General features: G+C 39.1%; 23 protein-coding genes. 7 read left to right on the top strand and 16 right to left on the bottom strand.

Translation table 11 applies throughout. The features are described 5' to 3' along the window. Positions 1 to 79: 79 nt before the first annotated feature. The 9 genes from bhn_RS00445 to bhn_RS00405 all read right to left on the bottom strand — a co-directional run bounded on the left by bhn_RS00445 (position 80) and on the right by bhn_RS00405 (position 8,516). Positions 80 to 1,282 carry an MFS transporter gene (locus bhn_RS00445; protein ID WP_071174855.1) on the bottom strand — a complete coding sequence of 401 codons (1,203 nt, stop codon included), beginning with the start codon at positions 1,280 to 1,282 and terminating at the stop codon, positions 80 to 82. A 46-nt stretch (positions 1,283 to 1,328) separates the two neighbouring features. Further along, positions 1,329 to 1,697: a fluoride efflux transporter CrcB gene (gene crcB / locus bhn_RS00440; protein WP_013282473.1), complete on the bottom strand. Its 369-nt coding sequence runs from the start codon at positions 1,695 to 1,697 to the stop codon at positions 1,329 to 1,331. Positions 1,698 to 1,729: 32 nt separating this feature from the next. Further along, positions 1,730 to 2,656, bottom strand: a complete 927-nt coding sequence (locus bhn_RS15335; protein ID WP_013282472.1) for a GNAT family N-acetyltransferase — start codon at positions 2,654 to 2,656, stop codon at positions 1,730 to 1,732. Positions 2,657 to 2,935: 279 nt separating this feature from the next. Beyond that, positions 2,936 to 3,283 carry a type II toxin-antitoxin system HicB family antitoxin gene (locus bhn_RS00430; protein ID WP_026498728.1) on the bottom strand — a complete coding sequence of 116 codons (348 nt, stop codon included), beginning with the start codon at positions 3,281 to 3,283 and terminating at the stop codon, positions 2,936 to 2,938. Beyond that, positions 3,280 to 3,540, bottom strand: a complete 261-nt coding sequence (locus bhn_RS00425; protein WP_022762335.1) for a type II toxin-antitoxin system HicA family toxin — start codon at positions 3,538 to 3,540, stop codon at positions 3,280 to 3,282. Before bhn_RS00425 ends, bhn_RS00430 begins: the two co-directional genes overlap by 4 nt. Positions 3,541 to 3,618: 78 nt before the next feature. Beyond that, positions 3,619 to 4,944, bottom strand: coding sequence for a TniQ family protein (locus bhn_RS00420; protein ID WP_161487272.1), 1,326 nt, complete (start codon positions 4,942 to 4,944; stop codon positions 3,619 to 3,621). Beyond that, positions 4,928 to 5,926, bottom strand: coding sequence for an ATP-binding protein (locus bhn_RS00415; protein WP_026519358.1), 999 nt, complete (start codon positions 5,924 to 5,926; stop codon positions 4,928 to 4,930). Before bhn_RS00415 ends, bhn_RS00420 begins: the two co-directional genes overlap by 17 nt. Positions 5,927 to 5,929: 3 nt before the next feature. After that, a complete protein-coding gene (locus tag bhn_RS00410) occupies positions 5,930 to 7,867 on the bottom strand; it encodes a Mu transposase C-terminal domain-containing protein (protein WP_071174853.1) in 1,938 nt (645 codons plus the stop codon). Continuing rightward, entirely contained in the window at positions 7,860 to 8,516 is a 657-nt protein-coding gene (locus tag bhn_RS00405; protein WP_071174852.1) for a PDDEXK family nuclease, read from the bottom strand. The genes bhn_RS00410 and bhn_RS00405 overlap by 8 nt, the downstream gene beginning before the upstream one ends. Positions 8,517 to 8,918: 402 nt before the next feature. Here bhn_RS00405 and bhn_RS00400 point away from each other — a divergent pair, with 402 nt between their 5' ends. Both bhn_RS00400 and bhn_RS00395 read left to right on the top strand, forming a co-directional pair. After that, complete coding sequence (locus tag bhn_RS00400) at positions 8,919 to 10,916, top strand: methyl-accepting chemotaxis protein (RefSeq protein ID WP_071174851.1); 1,998 nt, start codon at positions 8,919 to 8,921, stop codon at positions 10,914 to 10,916. 14 nt (positions 10,917 to 10,930) lie between these two features. Further along, positions 10,931 to 11,935 (top strand): substrate-binding domain-containing protein, encoded by a 1,005-nt coding sequence (locus bhn_RS00395; protein WP_083385585.1) that lies wholly within the window; start codon positions 10,931 to 10,933, stop codon positions 11,933 to 11,935. A gap of 1 nt (position 11,936) precedes the next feature. On the opposite strand, the gene bhn_RS00390 is transcribed toward bhn_RS00395, so the two are convergent. From bhn_RS00390 to bhn_RS00360, 7 genes are all read right to left on the bottom strand, one after another. Then, entirely contained in the window at positions 11,937 to 13,760 is a 1,824-nt protein-coding gene (locus tag bhn_RS00390) for an ABC-F family ATP-binding cassette domain-containing protein (protein ID WP_071174850.1), read from the bottom strand. Positions 13,761 to 13,802: 42 nt separating this feature from the next. After that, the gene (locus bhn_RS00385; RefSeq protein WP_083385582.1) at positions 13,803 to 14,858 is read right to left on the bottom strand and encodes an alpha/beta hydrolase; all 1,056 of its coding nucleotides are present in this window, start codon (positions 14,856 to 14,858) and stop codon (positions 13,803 to 13,805) included. Between the two features lie 148 nt (positions 14,859 to 15,006). Then, positions 15,007 to 16,008, bottom strand: a complete 1,002-nt coding sequence (locus bhn_RS15330) for a GNAT family N-acetyltransferase (RefSeq protein WP_083385580.1) — start codon at positions 16,006 to 16,008, stop codon at positions 15,007 to 15,009. 55 nt (positions 16,009 to 16,063) lie between these two features. Continuing rightward, on the bottom strand, positions 16,064 to 17,596 hold the full coding sequence (locus bhn_RS00375) for a GH25 family lysozyme (RefSeq protein ID WP_083385577.1): 1,533 nt from the start codon (positions 17,594 to 17,596) through the stop codon (positions 16,064 to 16,066). 106 nt (positions 17,597 to 17,702) lie between these two features. After that, positions 17,703 to 18,491, bottom strand: a complete 789-nt coding sequence (locus bhn_RS00370) for an MBL fold metallo-hydrolase (RefSeq protein WP_071174847.1) — start codon at positions 18,489 to 18,491, stop codon at positions 17,703 to 17,705. Between the two features lie 64 nt (positions 18,492 to 18,555). Further along, positions 18,556 to 19,272 carry a sulfite exporter TauE/SafE family protein gene (locus tag bhn_RS00365; protein WP_071174846.1) on the bottom strand — a complete coding sequence of 239 codons (717 nt, stop codon included), beginning with the start codon at positions 19,270 to 19,272 and terminating at the stop codon, positions 18,556 to 18,558. Between the two features lie 19 nt (positions 19,273 to 19,291). Next, a complete protein-coding gene (locus bhn_RS00360) occupies positions 19,292 to 19,957 on the bottom strand; it encodes a histidine phosphatase family protein (RefSeq protein WP_071174845.1) in 666 nt (221 codons plus the stop codon). 255 nt (positions 19,958 to 20,212) lie between these two features. On the opposite strand from bhn_RS00360, the gene bhn_RS00355 reads away from it, so the two are divergent. From bhn_RS00355 to bhn_RS00335, 5 genes are all read left to right on the top strand, one after another. Continuing rightward, the gene (locus bhn_RS00355; RefSeq protein ID WP_071174844.1) at positions 20,213 to 20,836 is read left to right on the top strand and encodes a polysaccharide deacetylase family protein; all 624 of its coding nucleotides are present in this window, start codon (positions 20,213 to 20,215) and stop codon (positions 20,834 to 20,836) included. Positions 20,837 to 21,061: 225 nt separating this feature from the next. Then, entirely contained in the window at positions 21,062 to 21,538 is a 477-nt protein-coding gene (locus tag bhn_RS00350) for a DUF2975 domain-containing protein (protein ID WP_071174843.1), read from the top strand. A 16-nt stretch (positions 21,539 to 21,554) separates the two neighbouring features. Next, positions 21,555 to 21,767, top strand: coding sequence for a helix-turn-helix domain-containing protein (locus bhn_RS00345; protein ID WP_071174842.1), 213 nt, complete (start codon positions 21,555 to 21,557; stop codon positions 21,765 to 21,767). A gap of 2 nt (positions 21,768 to 21,769) precedes the next feature. After that, positions 21,770 to 23,335 carry a DUF4153 domain-containing protein gene (locus bhn_RS00340; protein WP_071174841.1) on the top strand — a complete coding sequence of 522 codons (1,566 nt, stop codon included), beginning with the start codon at positions 21,770 to 21,772 and terminating at the stop codon, positions 23,333 to 23,335. 109 nt (positions 23,336 to 23,444) lie between these two features. Further along, a complete protein-coding gene (locus tag bhn_RS00335) occupies positions 23,445 to 24,086 on the top strand; it encodes a DUF4867 family protein (RefSeq protein WP_071174840.1) in 642 nt (213 codons plus the stop codon). The last annotated feature ends 27 nt before the right edge of the window (positions 24,087 to 24,113 follow it).

Below are 24,113 nucleotides of genomic sequence, written 5' to 3'. Positions count from 1 at the left end.
AAGCTTGACCCCGGAATTCCCTTAGCACCAATAGAACATAAAATTCGGATATAATGCTCATTCCAGCAAACTGGAATTGTTAGCACTCTGTCTTATTGCACCGGAGGCATAAAACATAAAATGCAATCGCCAGAAACTGTGATACCACAGACACAGTGACAAGATACACAGGATTCAAATCATACAGGGCACCGAGAAGCCAACTGCCCAGAAACCACGCAATACCAAATCCTGTCTCAAATATTCCGAAACCGGTGCTTCGCATGGAACGCGGGACGATTCCGCTGACAGCTGCTTTCATAATACTTTCCTGCGCACCCATTCCAATCCCCCACAGAATTATCCCAGCTCCGATCAACCAGGCATTTCCAGTCATAAAAACAAAATATGAGAAGAATGTGCTGCATAGTGTGGAAATGATCAGAGCCTTCAGCCCGACCTTATCATAAAGCCAGCCAAAGAATAGTGCAGCAAAGGCATCCACAGCCATTGCCCCAGCATATAGCAGGCTGAGCATGGATTCATTAAATGCTCCGGTATTAGCCGAATGAAGTGTGATCAGGGTGAAGTCTGCAAAGCCAAAAGCAAAAAAGCAGATGGCCGCCATGAACAGAACAAATGACTTCCTGAATTCAAAGCTTGCCGGTTTATCTTCCTGCTTTTCAAAGATCTCCGGATCAGGGTATCTTATCTTTGCTGTCAAAACAAGAGCTATGGTGATCATTGCAGGAACAAGCAGTATCGCAAAAGAGATTCTATATGTTGTAAAAAGGTCGTCTGTACCTTTTACAAGAGCTGTTACAAAAAGCAGTACCGGTCCGAGAAACGCGCCAAGCTGATCCAGAAACTCCTGATAGGCAAAGCCTTTTCCGGTTCCGATCTCGCTTGCCGCAAAGCTTACCAATGTGTTTTTGGCAGGCTTTTTTATCGCTTTTCCGATACGCTCCAGGATCACAAGACCGCAGGCCCAAATCCAGCCATGTTCAGGTACGAGTGCCAGTGCAGGAATCGCCAGAGCCTGTATTACATAGCCTGTGATAACAAATGTCCAGTATTTCTTCGTTTTATCTGCTATAAATCCGGATATGAGCCTTAGTGAATACCCGCACAATTCTCCTATACCGGACACAAATCCGATGGTTGCAGCGGATGCCCCTGCGAGGTTCAGATATTCGCCCAATATGCTTCTGGCGCCTTCATGAGTCATGTCCGAAAACAGACTTACGATTCCCATCAGGGTTATAAATATTATGGCGCCAGACAAAGCCCTTTTTTTATCCATGTTCTACTCCACTAATCCCGATTTGCTTATTTCATTATCCTGAAATTCAAAGTTTTATTATCGTCGCAAGTTTCTTTCCGCATAGAATTCCAAATATGCAGCAACAACAACTCAGTACCACATATAATCCGCCATTCATATATTGTTTCTTCTCAAACAAATTAAAAGCTTCAAGGGAAAATGTAGAGAATGTGGTAAAACCTCCACACACCCCTGTCTTCCAGAAAAGAATGGTATTATCAGATACACTTTCTCGGTTACTGGTAATTCCAACAACGAATCCAATTAGTATGGCACCGAGGATATTTGTAATCAGAGTTAATATCGGAAAATAAGTCTTAACAGGAATCAGACTTATTGCATATCGCGCTACTGCACCCAAGGCACCACCAAGTGCTACAAATAGAAAATTCATATCAACCTCTCTATTGTCATATATACTGAAATTTAAAAAGTATTCTCTGCCTTACTCTTAAGATAGCTATCAGCCTTTTTAAGCATCTCTTTTTTGTTATCATACTCTATGGTATTGATAGCATCTTCAAGTTTAAGAATCTTCAGAGCTTTGACCTCGTCTGGTCTTGTTATGCTCGGAGATGAGTCTTTATACTTAGCAAGGAAATAAACTACCTGCTTTGTCACTCCAGGTTTTTCTGAAAGCGTATACTGTTCGCTTGCTCTAAATTCAGTGTCTAACTCGACTTTCAGATTTGTTTCTTCCTTTATTTCACGAAGCGCAGTTTCTATTTCAGTCTCGCCTTCTTCCATATGTCCTTTTGGAAAGCTGTGAGATCCGCTCATCTCCTCAACTAAAAGATATTTTATTACTCCACCGTCTATAGTGTATACTATTGCCCCGCAAGATTTTTCAAACTTATCATTGAATTCTTTTTTACCCAGTTCCATGTAAATATAAAGAGAAGGATCTTCTCCTAAAGCAATAACATACTCAGGCATTTCTTTCTGAATAAATCCCAACTTACGGTACAAATTTATTGCCTTGGCATTAGCTGGATGGGGATCAACCCACAGATTTTCAGCTCCTTGTTTAAAAGCTTCTTGAATAGAGTATAGTAGCGCCTGCGTTGCAATCCCTCGGCCCCTGGCAAATTCAAATAACTTAATATCCAAAGAAGCATTTTTAGTTTCCGAATCAATACGATATTGAGTCTCACCGCAGTATTTGCCATCTTCAAAAATTGAATAATGATTTTGCTTTGGTCTTGCAGATATGAATCTATCTAACCATTCTCGTACTGCTTCCCCTGTCTCATGCAATCCTCCTGGCCAGATATACTGCATGACGTCTTCATCTGCCCACAGGTTTTGTATATTCTTGATATCATCATATGTTGATTCTTTAATAGTTATCACTTAGTTCAGCCCCTAAATCTTTAGTTTGTCTTAGTCAGTTTTAACTGAAATCTAATCAGCGAAATGAATCACTTCTACAGATTATAATGTCCTAATTTTCTCCACAACTTTTTTAAACTCATCATATCTAATTTGCTCAGAAAAGGTTTCATACCCTTATTTTTTAATAGTTGAAACAAATAAAGAAAAGCCTTGTCATCAAGGCCTTTCCATTATAAAATCCATCTTTAGTTATCAGTTCTCGAATCGGCGAATTAACAAAAATATTGCGTCTTTGGGCTAACCTTCTAGGATGTCCAGTTCATCATCAATAGCTCTGGATACAAACTGGTTTATTGTGATTCCTTCATTGGCAGCATATAATGCAATTTTCTTATGCTGCTCAGGCTTAATGCGAACATTGAATGAGCCTTTAAATTCTCGTTCAGGATCTTTTCCTATCTTCTGGCAGTAATCAAGGTAATTATCTATACAATCATGCAGGGACTGTGTAAGCTCTTTTACTGATTCTCCATGAAAATTCAGAGAGTCATTGATGCCAAGAACGTGACCTATGAATATCTGATCTTCCTGGTCAAATTCTACTTTTGCATGATATCCATTGTATTCCATCAGTGAACTTATCATTCTATCTCACCTACTTCCTTAAGAAATGCTATGACCATCTTTACGTGATACCTGTACAGCTCATTGCCTGGGTGTGGACCGTCAAATTGAAGGATGCGCTTTGTTTCAACATGATAATAGCCTATTCCTGATCCTCTTCCGCCCTCGAACTTTTCGCAGCCACATTGCTTCATAAGTGCGTCCAGTTCTCTTATTGTAAAACTTGTAGGTGCGGGTTTTGACAGTAATTTTTCTAGTAATTTTGATTTCTTTGGCACAGTAATTCCTCTTGCAACTATTTTCTAGTTACAATATAACACTTTAGCCCTACCTCGTCAATTCCAACAGAGTAACAGCTAGCATTTCCTTATTTCATACATATCTTCATGTTTCAGATACAATACCTGATATGTCGGTATTATTAGTGTGTTCCATGGATCAGATATATATACTCCGCCTGTAGACGTTGCTGATTTCTTGAACTGGATCCATAGGTCATCTATCATATCTGACATGATGAAAAGTTTAAGATAAACTTTATCTGCTTCAGATTCGCCAATTTCGTAAAAACGCATCCCACCTACACAAGTAACATCTTCCAGAGTATATGACCGTAAATTTCTTTGCATTACAGGCCGGATGTTGTGTCCAAGGCAGGCTGCGCTGATAGCATCACTGGGCTCTTCGAAGCCCTGCATTATCCATGTGAAGCATATTGCGAGCAGTGTCATATCCGAATCACGGATACTGTCCACGTAATGTAAGGTGTTAACATCGTTTTCTGACAGTGAGAAAATGCCCTTGCCTATGATAGACATATATTTTGCGAATAAAAAGCAGTCAACCATATCATAAGAGTCATACTCTGCAGGCATAATACGGAAGAACTTCTTTATGCGCTCAAATGGGTTATATACTACATTCTGCTGATTAAACCACGTGAAGAAACCCGCTTGAAAACAATTATATGTTTCCGGGCGTCGATCAACATACATTTTCGATATTATAGGCGTTTTATCTGCTTCTTTAGAAAGAATAGGTGAATAAAGATAACTTATATTTGAAGTGTACACTTTCCCATATTTTTCAAAAGATCTATTGATCACATCTGTATCATAAAAGTCATTTGGATTAGTCCTGCAACAAGGAAGGGGTAATAAATAAGCATTAAATCCTGTCCCTTTCTCATACGGACTGCATCTGATTCCTTCAGCGTGATAAAAATTATGTTCAAAAACAAATCTCCCATCCGTCCCTGTTCCCGGGTGGAAAGGGCAGGTCTTTACATAATGGAACTGATGGATTATGCTATGATATCCATCTTTCAGGCATTTGGGGCATATTCGCATATGATATGTACCAAAATAAGATCTTGCAGTGTTATAATCCATATGCGCAAAGATTTCCATTTTGTCTATATACCACTGGGGCAAAATTTTATTAAGGCACTCGATTGTTTCTAAACTGTTTCTGCAATGTCCATCCATCTGAAATCCTTCTATATATTTCTTCTCGTTGGTCGCTTCAGCTCCAAGCATTTTGAGCGCATGTTTACTTGAACATATGTTGACCCTGCAAAAGTTTGCAAGAATGCTGAATATGGATTCATAAGGTCTCACCCATTTTTTATCCCATCTGTATTTTCTGGAAAAAAGTAAATCCTCTTTATTTAGTGTATTCATCATCTGATTCACCATAGCCCGAAAGCGCTACACAACTTTCAAGTTCCTTTCTCGTAGGGAATGCAATTGGACTGCTTCCCAGTTTTCCATGCTTATTGAGGCAGATCACCAGTGAATCTATGAAATATTTCATGGGAATATCTTCTGCCGCAATCCTCTTTTGGATCCTTACACTCTGAAATGCTTCCCAGAAGTCATTGCTGATATCAAAAAAGGTCTTACCATCTGCGTAAGGAAAATAAAAATCCACAAGTCCATCCGATAATATTTCATAGTCTGTAATGCAAACATGAAGTTTATCTACCGAAGCCATGCAGAACTGGAGCTCTTTGGGATCCTGTATACCAAAGAACTGGCTTTCATTGATCATGAAACGTCCAACTATCTGATCTTTGCCCTGAAGTTTAAAGGAATGCTTAAGATCCTTAAGTTCCCTTGTCCCGTACATGAACACAGATAACTGGATATCTTTTCCGCTAAGATTGTTATATAAATCCATAAGCCAGTAAAAATCCTTTTCCCTTAGTTTCCAGGCTTCATCAATGAACATGACTGCTTTCTTAAAGGGGGTCTCGTGAGCACGTAATATAAGCTCATTAAGAACTCGTTCTTTTAGTATTAGTGCGGTACTGTATCTGGGACATTCATAGCCCATAGCCATAAGTATCGAGGCATAGAAGTTTCTCTCAGTTTCGGGGTGGTCAGTCACATTCCATATAATGACCATTTCACGGCTCCCATATTGATTTCTTATGGATTCAGCTACATAGTTCATGCACACCGTCTTGCCTATCCTGGCTCTTCCATAAGTAATACTCCCACAAGCTCCTATGCCGAGCCATGAATTGATTCTCCGTTCTTCATCAAGGATGCTCTTAGTCGGAAATACAAGCTTACGGGAAGTAAGATAGCGGATAGTCATCTGTGATATGAACTGTTCTGATATATTATTAGCTGATACAGCTTCTTTTGTAGAATACACGCATTAACCCTCCTTTCTGCTTTGGAACATCAACGTATAAAGGTCTTCCGGTGAAAGACCTTTAATATCTTCATATCTTAGTACAGCCCCAGTTTCCTGTTTTTTACGTACAGTCTCCAGGTTAAATGTATTATCACTTTGCTGTTCTGCTGCTATGCCCTTGCTAATCTCACGTCTGACTATATCTGCCCTGGTAGCGTTTCTCCGGCTTTTCTTTCCTTTGACATCAAGGCTTGATATATATGCATCTATCGGTGTATCAAATATTAGTTTTGATCTCCCACGCTCTCTGGCAAGCTTCAGGGCATTCTTTCTCGTCCTGACGGAATGTGATTTTGTACCGAATTCCCCACTTGCCTTAAGCGTGTCTATATATCTGCCATCCTGATCATATGCCTCAATACTGGAAATATCCCTGGGGTCATAAAGGATGGTCAGTGACTGTCCAAGGTAGAGTTCAGTGGCAGAGAGTATCTTGCTACGATACTCAGTACCCATAAACTGAATATATGCGTGTTTGCCATGTGCTGCCCTACCTCTGACAGTGCGTTTGTCCATCCTCATGTTCAGACGTTCTATGACTGATATGATCATATCTTCGTCAGCCACATATGGGTAAAGCCCTGCTTGAAACAGTTTGCAGCTCATGCACTCTAAGGGTGAAAGTCCATCTACCCCTTTATGGGGTGTGTTATTATACTCAGCTATGAGAACATCTATCAGTTCGGTCATCTGTTCATATGTGACATCATATTTTATTGCATTTTTTTCAGGGTTTTTTCTGACAGGATCTTTGGTATCTGACCCGGTTGTTGATGGCAGCATATGGAATCCTCTGGACTCTAGCGTTCCGAAAAATCTTTCAACAATTCCTCTTGTTTCGGGAGTTGCAACAGATCCATAGTTAACGCAGCAGCCAAGCTCATCTACAAGTTTTCCTACCGTGTATGCTGACAGATGCGATTTTGCATTATCCAGCATTATTGAATCAAAGACTGCATATTTGAAATCAGAAAACGCGGTTGAATAGAAACCGCCATTAGATGGATACTGAAGTCCTTCGATGGTCAGATCCAGCAGAGTTTTCGGTATGATGGCATTTTTAATAGCATCCATGACATCATACTGGTCGTAATTAAATTCCTGAGAAAGGGAATATCCAAGGATACATCTTGTTGCTATATCTATCACGGCTATTAACCACGCCCTTGTAGCAACAACCTTGCTAACAGTGCCGTCTGTATTGGGTACATCAATTACATATTCGATATCTATGATGTGGCCGTCAATCTGTACTGTAGCAAAAGGAGCCACCGGATTGACTGTAAGCCTGTGCCCAATCCCTGTAGACGCAAGCTTCTGGGCAGTATTTTTATCAAATCTTCTAGCATTTAAAGAAATGTTATCAGCTTCAAGTTTATGGACGTAGGCACACATGCTGACATATCCACGGTTTTCTGTAGTAAATGGGTACTGCCACTCTGTGATGCCAAGATTGCGGCATTCTTTAAGAAATAACCTGTGAAGTGATGTTATGTTCATGTTCCTGACAAGCGTATATTTCCTGTCACCAAAATAACACCCTATTATGAACTCTTTCAATTGAGGATACTTCTCCAGAAGCTGATCAAACTCTCTGCCATGTCCTGATCTCGTTTCTCTAAAGGGTTTACTTCCTGTTAAAAGGCCATGATATCCAAGAATATTCCCTGCATCATTTGAAGAAAGACATCTTTCTATCAGCGATACCATCCTCGAACCGGGGATACCTGTCATTTCAGTAATCTTTTTTACAGATTCGCCATCTATGTACATATCTACAGCCTGCTTATTTAGCATATACCTACTTCTTTTAGATTCAGGGACAGTATTGATAAGCGGTTCAGCCCACATGCTCCTTGCCTGGCGGAGTTCTTCGATATTATATTTTTTATTAGCCAATGGAGATCACCTCCGTATCTGCAGAGATGCAGTCTGTATTCATATTGCTCAGTGTGACCAATCCTCTATAGTACAGATCTGAAATATAATCCAGCGCTCTGTACTTTTCTAGGCGCCCCATCTTTTCAAGTTCACCGATACATATATGCCTTTTTGCCTGGATAAAACTTAGGAAGATCCTGTCTGCATTTACTCCACAAGCTGTGAATCTTCTGGCCCTGGCTGCAAGAAGCGATATATTTCGGATATAGAAAGGTCCTATTTCAATATTCTTTTCGTTTCGGAATACAAAATTGACATCATTCTGTAAGCACCACGCCGACTGGCAGGCAACCTTCACATGATCCTTACTATCATCAGAACTGCAAAGATATGCAACACCTTGATATTCTTCTGTTCCGTCTTTATATTTTACCCATGCATTGAACAGAACCTTTGACTCCTTCCCTCCTATATAGACAGTAGTTTCCAAAGGATATTCACAGTACCACTCCACATCAGGATTCATCTCAAGAGTAAGAATATTCTCATATTCAAGGTTAGAAAATACTGCTACTCTTCTCCGAAGTTTTCTGCTGTGAAATACCCAATAGTTACTGCCATAGCTTGAACTTCTCAGCCTGAAAATAGGTTCCTCGTATCGATACATTTTTAGTGCACCTCCTATCGATAAAATTAAGTTTATATAACGATAATATTATCGGCATAATTATATCCTTGGCACTCATATTCGGCTTTTTACACTTTTATCTTTAAAATTACGGCTTTTTACAAAAATAGCTTAAATGGTACGGCTTTTTACGATTTTTAGCTTTAAAAATTTAACCTAAATGGAGAGTAATGTAAAATGTGAAAAAAAAGAAAGCCCATGGTTGTGAGCTTTCTCGTATATGTATATTTTACTGTTTTAGGTTAATCTGACAGGAAGAATTTTAATCAAATGGTTAATGAAAATTTAATAACAAAAATACAGATTTACGTTTGCTAATGTGCTAAATTTAATAGTAGATGGCTGTGTTTTTTTCTCTATACTTTTATTAAGGAGCTCATTATGAGTAAAAAAAGTACCATAATCCGCAGGAGCGGGAAGATTAGAAACAAACTGCTTATTTACATTGTTCCTATAGTAGTGATCATGATTGCAGTACTTGTTATTATTGCAACTACTATGTCTAAAAGACGCATGACTGATCTTGCTACTTCAAACCTCAACTCTTCTATTTCCAATCAGACGAATAACATCGAATCCTGGTTGAATGAAAATCTTGAATTTTTCAAAACAGCGAAGCAAGGTATTGAGGGCTTAAATCCGGATGATGAACAGCTTCAGATTATTCTTAATTCCTACTATGGTTTCAACAGTAATTCCCCTGAAGGACTTCATATTGCTACATCTGATGGAAAGTTTATAAAACCCACAAATTCTGAGCTTGAAGAATCAGATCCTACTAATTCTATCTGGTACAAGCAGGGACTTAGCAGGGCAAATATGCAATATGGAACTGCCTATAAAAATGCAGAAGGTAAGAACGTTGTCAGCGCATCTGCCATAATTAATTATGGCGATGATTCCATAAAGGTTATCGCTGCGGATGTTACGCTTGATAAGATCAGTATTATTGTTAACTCCGGAGTAAAGATGGAGAAGGCCAGTTCTTTCCTTGTTGATACAAACGATAACACTATACTTGCGCACAGAGATTCTTCCCTTGTTTCTACAACTCTGAGCACTGACAGCAGTGACGCGCTCCTAAGTAGCGTAGCTCAGGCTATCAAGGATGGAGAATATAGCACAAGAGAAATTGGATCCTATGTAGTAGCGTTCAAGGAAATCAAAGGTACAGACTGGGTTCTTGTCTCATATATTGCAGAAGATGTCATAATGGCAAGCATACAGGAGCTTACTAATTATCTGGTTATTGCAGGAACCATATCTGTTATTGTCATTATTATCCTTATTATCTTTGTTGTAAGCAAAGTCGTAGCTCCTTTGGCAGGAATTACCAATAGTATTCGTGCCATGAGTGAAGGCGACTTTACAATAGATGTCCAGCAGGAAAGTAATGATGAAATTGGCGTAATGAGCGGTAGAATTGCAGAATTTGTTGAAAGTATGAGAAATATGATCTCGAGTATCAGTGAGCAATCTAAGAAGCTCAAACAGGAGTCCGAGAATTCCGATTCTGTATCAAAGGATATGTACGAAGCGTCACAGTCACAGGCTGAAGCAATGCAGCAGTTAAATGAGACTGTAGATCAGCTGGCTATTGCTGTAGGCGATATTGCTAATAATGCGACAACACTTGCAGCTGTTGTTGCCGACACACGTGATAATTCTCACAAGGCTGACGATGCCATGAAGGAAACAGTGAAGATTTCGCAGAAAGGTCGCGAGGATATGGAAAAGCTTTCCAATGCTATGGAGGGCATACAGGTTGCTAACGGCAAGCTTGTAGATGCAATCAATGAAGTTGGAACAGCCTCAGAAGAAATTACAAATATTGTAAGTATGATCGCTGAAATTGCAGAAGAGACCAATCTTCTCTCACTCAATGCTTCTATCGAAGCTGCTCGCGCCGGAGAAGCAGGAAAAGGTTTCGCTGTAGTTGCTACTCAGATTGGAAAACTTGCCCAGACAAGCTCAGAAAGCGCAACAAATATTTCAAACCTCATTGAAGAAGTGCACAGACTTATCGATGAAGCAGTGGGACAGGCAAATGCCAGTGCTGAGAGTATCGAAGAAAACAGCGAACTTATAAGTATTGCAGTTCAAACTTTTGATCAGATTTATGAAAACATTCAAGCTTCCAATGACTGCATAGAAGAAATGATACAAGATGTTCAGAAGGTAGATGACGTAGCAACCAACGTTGCTGCTATTTCCGAGGAACAGGCAGCAAGCGCTGATGAAATACTGGCAACCTCACAGAACATGGTTGAACAGGCCAAGACTATTTCTAAAAACAGTGAAGATGTAGCTAACAATTCCCACGAACTTGCTAATACATCTGACACTCTTTCTTCCCATGTTCAACAGTTTAAGATTTAAGAGGAGGTCTTATTGTGAAGAATACTATATTTAATAAAATAATCAGTATAGCAATGCTTGCTATAGTGACCACCTTTACCGTAGCAGGATGTGGAAATGCTTCTACAAATGCTGGTGGCGCTTCTATAGATGGCTCTGGGGTCAAAGTTTTTTTCTCAACAATTGTCCTGGATGACTTCAAGGAGCTCGTTATGAATTCTGTTGTTGAAGCAGGCTCTAGAACCGGAGTAACTGTTGATCTTGGGGCTCCGTGTGCTACCGCTGACGAACAGGTTGAGCAGATTCGAGAAGCTTCAACTAAAGGATACAGTGCGATCATCTGCAATCCGGTAGATACCGACACAGCTCTACAGCTTGAAATTGCTGCAGGGGAAGTTCCTATCATATTCACAAACTCTCAGCCCGATGAGGAACATCTTAGTGCGGATAAATATATTTATGTTGGAAGTTATGAAATTGACGCAGGAATGATGCAGGCAGAGTATGTATGGAACAAGCTTGGAAAACCAAGTTCAATAAATGTCGTAATTTTCCAGGGGCAGCCCGGACATCCTGCAGCTATCAACAGAACCAAGGCGGTAAAAAAATACTTTAAAGATAACGGCATAGATGCAACTTACGTATTTAATGACACTGCTTATTGGGATACAGAAAAAGCGGCTGAAGGGTTCAAAATTTTCTTAAGAACCAAACAGCCTTATGATTGTGTTATATGTAACAATGATTCCATGGCTCTTGGTGTTGTTCAGGCAATGCAGGAACTGGGAATTGATACAGCCAAGATACCTGTTGTAGGTATTGATGCAACTGCGGATGGATGCCAGTCTATTCTTGATGGTGGCATGCAGTTCACTGTTTATCAGTCTGCTTCCGGACAAGGCGCAGCATGCGTTGAAGCAGCTATCGCTCTTGCAAAAAAAGGTACGATCAAGGATGTAGAGTATGTAACACCTGACTGTAAGTATGTTTGGGTGCCTTTTTCACCGGTAGATAAAACCAATGCAGGATCAATAAAATAAGTTATTTCCCATTCTGGAAGCTGTCCACCATTTCCTGAAGCTCAACGTATCGGTCCATTTTGCGCTCAATTTCAGCGTCAACCTCATCTTTTTCTTTGGTTAAAGAAACGAGCTTTGGATAATCCGTGGCAGCTTCAGTTATGGCTGCTTCCAGCTGGGCGCTTCGCTCTTCTAATTTTTCAATTTCAGATTCGATATTGTCATATTCCTTTTGCTCGTTATAAGAAAGCTTAGTCTTTTCACGTGGAGTACGATATTTTCCTTTGCCACATGTATCATCAGTCTGTGCCTGTGATGTGGCATTTTTGCTGCCAGGGGCCTTATCATTAACTGTTTCGGTAGCTTTTTTATGAACTACGTAGTCTGAATAGCCGCCTTCACTCTGGTATAGTGAGCCGTCTGGTTCAAAAGCGAATATCCTTGTTACTACCCTATCAAGGAAATACCTGTCATGACTTACAGTTATGATTATTCCTGCAAAGCCGTCGAGGTAATCCTCTAAAATACGTAAGGTTTGAATATCCAGATCGTTGGTTGGCTCGTCCAGGATTATGACGTTTGGTTGCTCCATAAGCACTCTCAAGAGGTATAATCTTCTCTTTTCCCCTCCAGAAAGTTTTGAAATAGGTGCATATTGCATGTCAGGGCTAAAGAGGAATCTTTCGCACATGACGGAAGCTGAAACAAGGCCTTCTGAAGTTCTTATAAATTCAGCAGTGTCCTTGATATAGTCAATGACTCTTTTATTTTCATCAAGGGCCTCATTCTCTTGTCCAAAGAAGCCAATCTTGATAGTTTGGCCTATTTCGATAGATCCTGTATCTGGCAAAATTTGGCCAATAATACATTTCATAAGTGTCGATTTGCCGCAACCATTAGGACCTATGATCCCAATCCTATCAAGCTTGTTAAAGGTATAGGAAAAGTTCGCAAAAAGAACTTTGTCCTCGTAGGACTTAGAAATTCCGTCAATGATAATGGTCTTATTGCCCATTCGGCTAGGAAGTGAGCTAAGCTGAACCTGTCTTTCCTCTTCAGGCCGTTGTCTGTCGCGGAGTTCTTCGAATCTTTGGATATGTGCCTTCTGCTTGGTAGAACGGGCCCTGGCTCCTCTCAGCATCCAGGCGAGGTCTTTTCTGTAAAGAGACTGGGCTTTTCTTTCGGCAGCTTGTTCGTAGTCCAGGCGCTGCTGTTTGAGCTCTAGAAAGCCTGAATAATTGGATTCATAACGATACGCAGATCCTTTGTCTATTTCAAGAATCTGATTTGTCACTTCATCTAGGAAATATCTGTCATGAGTGATCATAAGAAGTGCACCTCTAAAGTGCTGCAAAAAGTCTTCAAGCCACTCTATCATATCAGAATCCAAGTGATTTGTAGGTTCATCCAGGATCAAAAGATCTGATGGTGTCATTATCGCTGCAACTAAAGCAGCTCTTTTCTTTTGGCCACCGGATAATATTGAAGGGTTACATTCAGGGTCATCGATACCAAATTTAGCTAGATTCGCCTTTATTTCCCCCATTTTGTCCCAGTGATCATTACCGGCGTAGATTTTTTCTGTAATATTTTCCAAAAGTGTCTTATTCATATCAAATTCAGGATTCTGAGGAAGATATGAGATTCTAAGACCGTTACTGATAACAACTTGGCCCGCGTCTGGTTCCACAACTCCTGCAATTATTGAAAGCAACGTGGATTTTCCAGTTCCATTGGTGCCTACTACGCCAATCTTGTCGGTGTCATTAATTCCTACAGAAATATCGTTAAGGACAGACTTTGCCATGTATGTTTTAGATACATTTTCTACATTTAAGATATTCATTAAAAAACTTATACTCCAATTTTGTTCAGCTAAATATTTGCACTACTTATTAAACACTAGCTGAGCAAAATTGTAAAATCCAAGATACCAAATTCTAAAATCGTGATTTCCGGCAATCTCCTGCCACATGAAATTCTCCCCATCTACAAATTGGTCGCAGAGCTGAGGGAGGTTTTTTGCTGCAGCTGATGCACTTGGATAAGCAACCTTATCTTGAAGACCGCAGATGTTATAGAAATAATATATAGGATATTCATTATCTTTGAGGATAGATGCTGTTTTTGAAGCAGTATTACTTGTAGGTGCAGCGGAAAAAGCTCCAAAATAGCCGAATATGTCTATGCATTCTCCCATTCCTATGTTAATAGTCTGCATTCCACCCATTGAAAGACCTGCAATCGCGCGATGCTCTCTAGCTTCCGAGAGGTCATATCCTTCAGAATAGTCAGCATAGGTACTGTAATGAGAGTCAATATATGGAATCAGATCATTTCTGAGCTCTTGACCAAAGAGGTAAAAAGAATTTATTCCAGAGCCTTCTTTGCCTCCAACTTTCCCTGCGCGGCCGTTGGCAGCAACTACGATAAATGGTTCAATATCGCCATAGTAAGCGAGGTTGTCCATGATTGCTTTAACTCTTGAAGTTGATTTATTAAGGCCCCACTCGTTCTCGTCTCCGCCGATTCCGTGGAGGATGATCATTACGTTATATTTTTTATCTGTGCTATACCCAGCTGGAAGATAAACATTGGCCTCTTTGGTATATTCGCTGCCATCACCTGCGTAATCATGCGCTGTGTAAGTGATATGCTCTATTGTGCCACCTTTTTCATCAGTTCTCATGGCTGTATATTTTGGAAGGACAATATCACCTACTTCTGCATGTTGCTCTTCTGATGAGGTGCTTTGAGAGGCTTCTTCTGAGGCTTCCTCTGTGTAGGATTGTTCCAAGGCAATGGCCTCTTCTATCCCAGGTTCATATTCAGTTGCCGTAGATGAGGCTATAGAACTTCCTTCATCGGCAGAAATAGAGCTTTTTCCACAACCAGTCAATATTATTCCCAGTGTTACTAACCCAATCAGTAATTTACTTTTCATAACGCGATGTCTTCTTTCATAATGTCTTTTGAGTAAGTATAAGCTAGGCTTTTTGTTTATGCTTATCACTTTATAGCACTTAAGCTTCAGATATTGCGAATAAAAAACACCGGACAAAGTAAAATAGTCCGGTGTTGCGATCAATTGATCATTTAAGTCTTATTTTATATCTCTCAAGATTAACTCCATCACATTCCAAGAAGACGGTTTCTATATATTCGCCCCCATTAGCAAGGATGGTTTTTCTGCTGGCTTCGTTTTCTGGAAGGCAGCTGACATTTATTTCGTCAAATCCAAAGATTGAAAGGAAGTCACATGCCTTAGCAAGCATTTTCTTGGCATAACCTTTTCTTCTTTCTGAAGGCCTTACAGAATATCCTACATGTCCCGTGAATTTCTCCATTCTTTCGGAAAGAACATTGTGAACCTGCATGCATCCTACAATTCTGTTATCAGATTTGCGAAGTGCAAAGATAACATTCCCCCAAGCTCCATGTCCATCAGCTTCTCGTCTAGGATTTGCCCAGTTAATGCAGTCATCAACATAATCTTTTATTTCGTCATGCCTTTTCATAGAGAAGCAACCATCAAAACTTGAACCTGCATCTAGCATTTCCTGCTTGTACGCTGCTATTTTGTCGGCTAGTTCCATGGTGGGTTCTATATAGATCAGGTCATCATCAAGCTCTTTTCCTGGAATATATTCAACACAGAATTTTTCACAGATTATCCTTGTTTCTGGATCGATCGTAAGGTTTGTGTCTTCATATTCACTTAGCTCTTCTTCAAAAAATCTTTGGTGGACATCTCTCCAATAGTTTAAGGATCGGTCTCCTTCTCCTTCTGAATATGCGTGAAAAGGGGAGACATCTCCAAAACGTCTGACATACACGTCATAATCTCTGATCACGCATAACGCCTCATCATTTGCATTTAATATGACACTATAGTCACCTGTTTTGGGAATCTCATCGAGAGCATCTTCAATTACATATGCATCGTACAAACTTGCTGTTCCAAACTTTTTTCCTTCAAGAACAAGTTGCGCAAGTCCATCAGGATCATCCCCAAAAGCCCATGCTTCATAAGGTGTATTTATATCGATATTTTTATTGAAGCAATATTCTTTCCACAATTCTTCTGCAGTCATTTACATATCTCCTTAGATGTCATTTCCCCTTAGTCTTTTGATTATTCCCCAATAATCATTCAACAACTTTTAAATAGCTACTTACACAATATAGCGTCTGGCCATTATATTCTACGCGAGACCAGCCATATTCATTATTAATTCCAGTCCTGATTGCCGTGTCACCTGCACTAAGTGTAGCCACGACAGATGAATCTGCGTCAGTTACACTTGGCTTATTTCTAAGATTTACTACATCTTTTGCAGTAACGGTCTCGTTACAATCAGTAAACTTTGTTTTGAAACCTGAATTATCAGAAGTCTGCTGCGCAGACTGAGGTGATTCCTGTTTTGGTGCACTTAGATCTGTGGTCAAAAAGCTTGATACAGCGTAATATGTATTACCTTCATATACAACTCTCGACCAACCGCTGGAGCTAATCCCTGTTCTCTGAGCAGTTTGACCATTTTGCAACGTTACTTTTACTGTACTATCACTTCCCTGACTTGGCTTGTCTCGCAAATTAGTGGTGTTTTTTGCTGTAACGGTCTCATCTACAGGATCAAATTTCATTAGTGCTTCAACGTCGGCAGAAGCGGTTTCTCTTTCAGATGTGTCTTTTGCTGATTCTGTGCCATTGTAACCAAAATAGGCTACATCCACATCAACAGGTTTGCTGATTCCTGCTACGCTTCCGTTGTTGGTATATTGCCACATAGCGCATTGACCACCGTAGGATGGGCCTTTTGCTATGTTTGAAGTATCCTGATTGTACCAGGCCATCCAAATCTTATATTTCTTTTCTATCTGAGACGTATTCCACTTGGCGTTTTCTGACAATTCATTTCTTGAAGCGTAGAAGATTGGTGTATATCCAGCATTATAGATCTGCTCTAAGAAAGCTATTGCTATGTTGCTACGCTCATCCTGCGTGAGACTATACTGTCTGCTGGATGTATTTTCAAAGCCTTCACAGTTATACCCTACTGGATAGGTAATGGGGTACTGTGCAATATAACTTGCAACCCAGTTCGCCTCTTCTTTTGCTTCATCGGTAGTAACTGCTGTTGAAAAGAAGTATGCTCCAATCTTTATTCCGTTCTTTTCAGCTTCTTGCATGTTGTATTTTGCATTTGTGTCTGCCTTGATTTCACCAGTTGATGAATCTCTATAACCAACTCTTATCATCGCAAATTCGACGCCGCTGGAAGCTACCTGAGCCCAGTCGATAGTTCCTTGAAAGCGTGATACGTCAATTCCATATGTAACTGAAGAATTCTCGCCTACACTACTAGCATTAACAAGGTCTGAAAGGTTTATTTTTTCACCAGTTTCTTCAGTATTTGCAGCTTGAGGATCGCTTGAACTTGCTTCTGTAACAGATATATTACTAATTGAGCTTGCCTCTGTGCTAGCCTCCGAGCTTGTCTCTGCTATTGTAGTAGAAGTTGTAGATGCTTCACTTATATCGGAAATATCCTCGACACTTATCACTTCTGCGCTTATATCATTATCATCAGCTAATTTATTATTTAAAAGAAGTATAGAAGCTATACCTATTATCAAGCAAGCTATTAAGACTCCCCCACTTATGATAACTTTTTTCATTCTACTCACCTTCATGTAATGCTACTTAGTTTACTAATAATTGTTTATGATTATAGCACAATAAGCTAAATAGACCGACTTTTATTCAGAAGCCGGTCTTTAGAGTTTAAATATTATTTTCTTGATATACGATCACATGGTCATCCTGCTGATAATGCTTGCCTTCTAGCACTTTAAATGCATGCTGCTTGCACACTCCTCCGAACCATTCATATGGTTTATCATTTTGAGTTTTACCATCAATGATCTCTTGTATTCCATCTCTTACACATCTCATAAGTGAGATGTCATCATAATCTCTTGCATGTCCGTGTAAGATCAGATCAGCTTCTTTTTCTAGGAAAAGTACGTTATCAATGGATTTTACACAGTCTGTAAGAGATACCCCGCCAGGTGTTTGCATCCATAAATGATGATTGATCGAATCTCCGGTAAAAAGGATTCTATCTTCCTTTAGCAAAAGAAGAATTCCCCCATATGTATGACCTGGAAGATCATAGATTTCAAGCGTTTTTCCTCCAAGATCAACAATGTCTCCGCCTTTTATTTCTTTAAATGGAGGCATTGATATACCCATAGCCTTGCATGGTTCAGCAAACGCAGGGGCATTTACAAACATTTCTGTCATTGGTATGTCTTTTGGATTGATATATGCTTCGTCAAAGAAGATATTTCCGTAGATATGATCGGGATGACCATGAGTATTAATGACCATTACAGGCTTATCCGTAATTTCACTTATGACTTTCTTGTAATCATGATACCCCATCATCGTGTCGATGAGGCACGCTTTCTTTTCCCCAATTACTACAAATGCGCTTGCCTCGTGGTTCTCATCCAGAAGATAAAGGTATGGCTTCAATTCTTTAACGTATAGTTCCTTGTCTTCAAACATAGATATGACCCCCATTTCTTTTAGTGTGAAAGAACGTGGAATAACACTTGTTTTTAAATAATTGTCATAGATTGTTGATGATCAAGGCTATTCCTGAAATAATCAGCATGACAATTACTATTTTTTTGATTACCTTATCATCTAATATACTACTTAATTTTATTCCTAAAAACAGTCCAAGTATCATAAATGGAAAAAGAAGAATGACATTTTTTATCACTTCCAAGGTCATTATGCCGGTCAATGCATATAAAAAAATCCTAAAGGTGTTTTCTACAATGAAAACTGCGCATATGTTGGCCTTAAACTCTTTTGTATCATCTGACACGCGACTGATATAAGCTCCAAGCAATGCACCTATTCCATAAAGCCCGCATAAAAGACCAGACAATAATCCTATAGCAGTTAGAAGTGCTTTAGATCCCTTTGCTTTTCTATTGGAGTATTCTCTTATGAGCATTTCTAGGCCGATCAGTATGACAACAATTCCAAAGATGATCTTAACGATAACGGCATCCAGATTTTTTAGTAAAAAAACTCCTGGTATACTACCTGCAATCACCAATATCGCCGTTGGAATAAAGACGGATATTTTGATCGACCTTCGTTCTCTTATAGTCATTACGATATTTGTAGGGTAACCTAGTAGTAATTCGACTGGAGAAACATTTATATTGTTATTTCCATAAGCCAAAATGCTGTTAAAAACCAACGTATTCGCAAAGCCGCATAGTCCTTTGATAAAAAAAGCTGCAATAGTGGCAATTATCCATGTTATCATTTATTTTTCCTGTTACTTGTCATTTCTGAATATGTCTTGAATCACTTGCAATCTCTAGACATGGCATTGAACCGATACCAGACTTTTTATCCATACGTACGACGGTAATGCCTGTGAAATCTGTATGTAAAAGAGCGCACATGTATGGAAATGTAAGATTCAAAATATGCGCAAGTGCCGCGCTTGATGAGCCTCCATGACTAAATAATGCCACTGTTTTGTGTCCATCCTCAGCAATTTTATGATCGTAGTAAAGGCCGTGTCTATCATATCCTAGTTCTGAAAGCCATTCATCAATGCCTTTTTCTACTTGATGAACTGAATTTACAACCCTGTTTTGAGCAAAAAACTCATTTTTTTCCCAATTATCATCATTTAGATCCATTCCACGTTTTGCCATTTCATCAGCTATATCCCAAGGATGTCCATCTGAAAAGATTGGAACGTCATTTATTCCACCCCAATCGAGCTCTTTCATAAAATCAAGTGTCTTAATTGGTAGTCCTAAGACTTTAGCGGTAGCTTCTGCGGTTTCCATTGCTCTTCCGTAAGGAGATGACCATATTTCTTCTATTCCTTCTTCCTTTAGCCTATCAGCAGCAAGCTTAGCCTGAACAATACCTGTTTCGGTCAAGCAGTTCTTTTCATAGTTGGGTTCCCCGTGTCTTACAAATACTATTCTCATATGTCTATCCTCCTGATGTTACACAAAAACCGCGGCCTGATTACTTATAATATTGACTATCCTTCTAGCATTATATAAGCTGCATACCATGTATTCAAGATTTTAAGCGGAGAAACAGCTTTTCATATTCTGTATAGTAAGAAAGGCTCCCCTGACATTGCCATTTTTTGATAATAGAAGATGTTTTTTTAAGTAGATTTTGTCTTAATACAGTTATATAGTTTATATAACTCGATGTAAGGAGGCTTTTTGACCATGAGCGATAAAAAATACATTGCACTTACTTTTGATGATGGTCCATCTGATACTACAACAAGAAAGGTTCTTGATAAGCTCAAGAAATACGGTGTTATAGGAAGCTTTTTTCTTATTGGTGACTGTATTCCTGGAAGGGAAGATATCGTGAAGGAGGAGCTGGATTATGGATGTGATATACAAAACCACTCTCTTACTCACTCTGACATGAGAACTTTTGACGCTGATACAATAAAAGCTGAAATAGATGAAACAACCAGAAGAATAGTTGCCATTTCAGGTAAGGAACCAACTTTTTTTAGACCACCTTACATATATGTAAATAATCTAATGATGGAATCAATTCCACTTATCTTTATAAGTGGCTATGGCTGTGATGATTGGGTTCCTGAAGTTGGAGCTGCAGAGCGCGCCAAAAAAGCTATTGAAGGCGCAAAAGATGGTGCTGTAGTACTGCTTCACGATCTAGAAGGTAATGACGCTACTGTTGAAGCCTTGGATACTATTATCCCAGAGCTCAAAAGGCTGGGATACGAATTTGTGACGATCACTGAACTGTTTAAGCGTGCTGGAATAAATTATAGTAACGCAAAAAAAGAGGTTTATTCATATACCGACCAATAAAACTTATCTTTCTAGAATTGATAGATTAAACATCGCTATCTTCTCGATGACAACGTAACAAATAAATGTCTTTTCAATTATGCTTAATGAAACACCAAAAGGTGTTTCATTTTTTTATGGTTCTTTTTGTGATTCAAAAAATATTTATTGATTTACAATAAATTTATATTGCAAATCAAAAAAATCCATGTTATAAAGACAATATACAAGTACTTGGAGGTTAACATGGATAGCAAACTAAATAATTTCGTTAAAGCCATCTTAGATTTTTGTTTTTATATTGGCCTTGTGGCAGTCATCGCCGTTCCTTTTCTATTAAAACACGCCGTACAGCTTGCGTTACAAGTGTTGGGGGAAACAACGGAATATGCCGCGATCAACGACCATTATTGGTATGCAGTTGTTTCGATAATGCTTGTTGGAATCGCAGCACTTCTGATCTTGTATGAGCTTCGCAAGATGATGAAGACTGTTATAGACGATGACTGTTTTGTTGATGCTAATGTTAAAAGCTTATATCGTATGGGTACCTACGCATTTGTAGTAACTGTGATAAAGCTCCTTAGATGCTTTGTATATTTCACTCCTTCAGCCATTGTAATTGCGGGTGTATTTCTTTTCGCTGGGCTATTTAGCAAGGTTCTGGCAAGAGTATTTGATAAGGCTGTGAGATACAAGCAGGAAAATGATTTGACCATTTAATGGAGTAGGTAGAGATATGATAGTGATAAATTTAGATGTCATGATGGCAAAACGGAAAATAGGACTAACTGAGCTAGCCGGTAAAGTAGGAATTACCTTGGCTAATCTATCTATTTTAAAAAACAACAAAGCAAAAGCGGTTCGTTTAGAGACCCTTGATGCAATATGTAAAGCTTTGGATTGTCAACCGGGAGATATCCTAGAATATGTTGATGATCAGGAGGAATAAGTATGGAAACCAACAATAATCAAATGCCACAGTACAATAATGGTTCTAGTGCACAGGCACCTCAATTCAACAACGTTACACCTATGCCACCTACATCTGCACCTACAGGAAATGCTGAGCATTTTAAAAAGTACGGATTATTATCTCTTGTATTTGGCTTAGTATACGGATTTTGCTTGTACAATAATCACGCGAGCATTACATATCCTATATTTATGGCTGGAGCTCTTATCATTCTCAAGCTGTTTAGAGCTAAAGATGGATTTTCATTATTAGCAGATTGCCATGGTAAAAAAGGTTTAGGAGTATTTTATGTTGTTTCTTTGATGCTTCTTTCTATACACAGATGCATGACAACCAGCTCTGCTCTCGAATTTTTAGAGAGGCTTGCCATTTTTCTTTTATTCTTTAGCTTTATCGTCTATCTGTATGTTGATACAACAGGTTTTGATATTGGCGCATGGTTTTTAAGCTTGTTGTGTGCCATTTTCAAGCCACTTGAACACCTTGCTCGTCCTATCTCAGATCATAAGGCTTACAAAATAACTAATGGAAAAATTGTCGATAACGAGAAGAAAAAAACAATTACAGCAGTGTTCCTTGGTATTGCTATCGCCATTCCACTTTTGATAATTATTATTCCACTACTGTGCTCTGCTGACCTTGTTTTTGAAAACTTCCTTTCAAACATCAAGTTTGACTTTGATATATCTGAAGACGTATATCACGGAATCATGATGTTTCTGACAGCCCTTTTGGGATTTTGGAGCGCATATACCATTATTACTTCCATGGTTTTAAAAGAGCTTAGAATCAAAGTTAAAGGTGAAGGTACAACAAATCCAGTAATAGCCATCACATTTACTAGCATTATAGGACTTGTTTATATTTTATTTTGCGCTATTCAGCTTCTCTATCTCTTTAGCGGAAGCATAGCTCTTCCTGAGGGATATACATACGCAGAATATGCCCACGAAGGCTTTTACCAGCTTCTTGCAGTATGTATCTTAAACATTATAATGGTCTCAATCTGCCAGGCATTTTTCAGCAAATCCAAGGTGTTGAAGATTCTTTTGACCCTAATTGCAACCTGCACATATATAATGATCGCTTCATCTGCCATGAGAATGATCCTTTACGTTGAAGTATATCATTTAACATTCCTTAGACTCTTTGTTCTATGGTTCCTCGTAGTTTTGTGCTTTTGGCTCGCGTTCCTTATTGCAAGCATGTACGTCAAGAATTTTCCTGTATTCAGAGCTTGCATGGTAGCGATCACCCTCGCATTTTTAGCCTTCATTTATAGCAACCCAGATTATCAAATTGCCCGCTATGATCTTGCTGCTGCAGAAGAACAGATTGATGATTACGACTCAGTCAAAAGTTACATTTGCTACAATTTATCTTACGATGCTGTTCCTGCAATTGTAGATAATGAAGAACTACTGACTGCCTTTAAAACTGCTCATTATTCCAGAGATTCTGAAATTTATATAGACAGCAAAAAATTCTCAGGATTTAGAAGATTTAATATCTCCTACTATATAGCCAAGCAATATTTGAAATAACTCTCAGCAATATTTGAACTGTTTTCGCTACATAATGATAAGAAATGATCATCTACAAGATGTATCATTAAGATCAGAGAATGTATTTTGACTATTATAGGAGGGCAAAATGAAAATATTAAAAGTAACAGATCCAGAGTTTACAAACTATGGAAGAATCATTGAAGGCTACGAAGAAGAAAAAAAGCAGATTGAAGAAGCATTAAGAGATAAAACTCCAATCCCAGAGGGAACAGACTATGTAGCTGAGGAAAAGGTTCTTCAGGAGCTTCCAGCAGCTGACAGAATCGCTAACTCTCTTTTTGGCGGCTCACCAATGCAGTTTGGATGGTGCAATGGTCACAACACAAAACTTAACTGTCTTGAATATCATCGTTCAAGCGAAATCAATCTCGGTGCTACAGACTTTATCCTTCTTCTTGCGAAAAGAGAAGAGATTGTAGATCACAAGATAGATTCCAGCAAAGTTAAGGCTTTCCTTTGCCCTAAAGGAACAATGATCGAGGTGTACGCTACAGCGCTTCACTATGCTCCATGTCAGGCTAGCAAAGATTCTGGTTTCCAGGTTCTTGTTGGTCTCCCAAAAGGCACAAACGTAGGAATGCCTAGCTTCACACCTGTCAATCAAGAAGATAAGCTAATGACAGCTACAAATAAGTGGCTCCTTGCTCATGCTGAATCATCAGAAGCCAAGAACGGCGCTTGGATTGGAATCACAGGCGAGAACATCGACATAGTAGCTGATATCTAATTACTTTTTTCAAAAACAACCAATTAT

Origin of the sequence: Butyrivibrio hungatei (genome assembly GCF_001858005.1) — a bacterium.
GTDB classification, from domain to species: Bacteria; Bacillota; Clostridia; order Lachnospirales; family Lachnospiraceae; genus Butyrivibrio; species Butyrivibrio hungatei.
Note: the sequence above shows the minus strand (reverse complement) of the source record. Positions and strands in the feature narration are given on the sequence as shown.

What these genes read in the sequence shown, in the direction of transcription:
- bhn_RS00365 (WP_071174846.1), bottom strand. Translation starts at nt 19,272, where the DNA reads ATGATAACATGGATAATTGCCACTATTGCAGCTTTTTTTATCAAAGGA.
- bhn_RS00420 (WP_161487272.1), bottom strand. Translation starts at nt 4,944, where the DNA reads ATGAATACACTAAATAAAGAGGATTTACTTTTTTCCAGAAAATACAGA.
- bhn_RS00345 (WP_071174842.1), top strand. Translation starts at nt 21,555, where the DNA reads ATGATAGTGATAAATTTAGATGTCATGATGGCAAAACGGAAAATAGGA.
- bhn_RS00430 (WP_026498728.1), bottom strand. Translation starts at nt 3,283, where the DNA reads ATGATAAGTTCACTGATGGAATACAATGGATATCATGCAAAAGTAGAA.
- bhn_RS00340 (WP_071174841.1), top strand. Translation starts at nt 21,770, where the DNA reads ATGGAAACCAACAATAATCAAATGCCACAGTACAATAATGGTTCTAGT.
- crcB (WP_013282473.1), bottom strand. Translation starts at nt 1,697, where the DNA reads ATGAATTTTCTATTTGTAGCACTTGGTGGTGCCTTGGGTGCAGTAGCG.
- bhn_RS00445 (WP_071174855.1), bottom strand. Translation starts at nt 1,282, where the DNA reads ATGGATAAAAAAAGGGCTTTGTCTGGCGCCATAATATTTATAACCCTG.
- bhn_RS00355 (WP_071174844.1), top strand. Translation starts at nt 20,213, where the DNA reads ATGAGCGATAAAAAATACATTGCACTTACTTTTGATGATGGTCCATCT.
- bhn_RS00405 (WP_071174852.1), bottom strand. Translation starts at nt 8,516, where the DNA reads ATGTATCGATACGAGGAACCTATTTTCAGGCTGAGAAGTTCAAGCTAT.
- bhn_RS00375 (WP_083385577.1), bottom strand. Translation starts at nt 17,596, where the DNA reads ATGAAAAAAGTTATCATAAGTGGGGGAGTCTTAATAGCTTGCTTGATA.
- bhn_RS00385 (WP_083385582.1), bottom strand. Translation starts at nt 14,858, where the DNA reads ATGAAAAGTAAATTACTGATTGGGTTAGTAACACTGGGAATAATATTG.
- bhn_RS00360 (WP_071174845.1), bottom strand. Translation starts at nt 19,957, where the DNA reads ATGAGAATAGTATTTGTAAGACACGGGGAACCCAACTATGAAAAGAAC.
- bhn_RS00335 (WP_071174840.1), top strand. Translation starts at nt 23,445, where the DNA reads ATGAAAATATTAAAAGTAACAGATCCAGAGTTTACAAACTATGGAAGA.
- bhn_RS00370 (WP_071174847.1), bottom strand. Translation starts at nt 18,491, where the DNA reads ATGTTTGAAGACAAGGAACTATACGTTAAAGAATTGAAGCCATACCTT.
- bhn_RS15330 (WP_083385580.1), bottom strand. Translation starts at nt 16,008, where the DNA reads ATGACTGCAGAAGAATTGTGGAAAGAATATTGCTTCAATAAAAATATC.
- bhn_RS00400 (WP_071174851.1), top strand. Translation starts at nt 8,919, where the DNA reads ATGAGTAAAAAAAGTACCATAATCCGCAGGAGCGGGAAGATTAGAAAC.
- bhn_RS00350 (WP_071174843.1), top strand. Translation starts at nt 21,062, where the DNA reads ATGGATAGCAAACTAAATAATTTCGTTAAAGCCATCTTAGATTTTTGT.
- bhn_RS00390 (WP_071174850.1), bottom strand. Translation starts at nt 13,760, where the DNA reads ATGAATATCTTAAATGTAGAAAATGTATCTAAAACATACATGGCAAAG.